The organism is Candidatus Acetothermia bacterium, from assembly GCA_024653305.1.
Taxonomy (GTDB): domain Bacteria; phylum Bipolaricaulota; class Bipolaricaulia; order Bipolaricaulales; family Bipolaricaulaceae; genus JACIWI01.
Map to the genome: position 1 here is coordinate 1 of JANLFW010000060.1, position 1,269 is coordinate 1,269.

General features: G+C 68.2%; 2 protein-coding genes. Both read right to left on the bottom strand.

The features are described 5' to 3' along the window. On the bottom strand, positions 1-332 hold a 332-nt coding region (locus tag NUV94_08205), incomplete at its 3' end, for a YhbD family protein (protein MCR4392717.1). A 200-nt stretch (positions 333-532) separates the two neighbouring features. Beyond that, the coding region (locus tag NUV94_08210; protein MCR4392718.1) for a TldD/PmbA family protein at positions 533-1,269 on the bottom strand (737 nt) is incomplete at its 5' end.

Here is a 1,269-nt window from a genome sequence, read left to right on the forward strand (position 1 = left end):
TACCCGCCCTCCTTCCACAGGAGGCTCTTCCCGGCCTTGCCGATGGGGGCAAGGGCGGTGGGGTCGTCCCACCGCGCCCCCACCGGGGCCGCCTCCGGGGCCAAGATCCGGGCAAGTTCATCGAGGGAACGTTCCTCCTTGAGGGACCGGATCTGGGCGATGCGGGCCAGGATCTTCTCCTTGGGGAAGAACGTCTCCTGGCCTGTCACCGTCGAGCGGCGGATGAACCACGCCTCGGGGATGAGCCCTTTTCGCTTCCACCGGTAGAGCTGACCGTAGGAAATGCCGGTCAGCTCCAGGACATCCTTCTTGGCGATCAGCTCCTCGTCCATGGCGGTGTCGCCCTACCGCCGGCTGGCGGCAGGGGAAAGCACGGAGCGCAGGAGCCCCCAGCGCCGGGGGCACTGCTCCTCGCCCCTAGCGGGATACGGATCCCACCGGCAGACCTCTTCCAGGAACGACCCATGCATCAACATGCTGGCCACCTCCTACGAGGGGCCAGTATAACATAACACTGTTACTCTGTCAAGGGTCAGCGGGCGACCACCCCTACCCCCTGGACGAGGAACGGAGGAGTGTACACGCTCCCGTGCACCCATTCCGCCTCCCCTCCCACGGCGAGGACGCCCTGCTTGAGCACGTCGTAGGCGTTCCCGGCGATCATCGTGTTCTTGACCCGGCCCACGACCCGGCCCTGTTTCACCGCGAACCCGACGCCGACGTTGTTGGAGAACGCCCCGGACTGGACGTTGCCCTGACCCAGGCCCAGCACGTCCACCACGATCAACCCGTCCTTCATGTCGCGGATGAGCTCGTCCAGGTCCCCCTCCCCGGGCTGAATCACGATGTTACGCGGGGCTGGCGCGGGCGGGTTGCGGAACCCACCCCCGCCCAGCGGGGACCCCTTCATCCCGTTGCCGGTGGGCTCGGCGGACGCGAGCGCCGCCGCCCGGAGGTCGTAGAAGAACCCCTGCACCACCCCGTCCTCCACGAGCGGAAGGCGGGACGTGGGCAGGCCCTCGTCGTCGAACGCCCGTGACCGCGGCCCAAACGGGATCGTGCCATCGTCGACGATCGAGAGGCGCCGGTCGAACGCGTGCTCCCCGAGGCGCCCTTTCAAGGGGGACGTCCCCAGGAACACCGAGAGGCCGGAGAACCCGACCATCAGGGGGAGGAGGAGCACCGTCATCCCAGTGGGGCTGAACAGGACCGGCGGCGTGCCCGTGGGCGGGGTGGCCACGGTCTTCCCCCACCGCAGGTAGCGCAAGA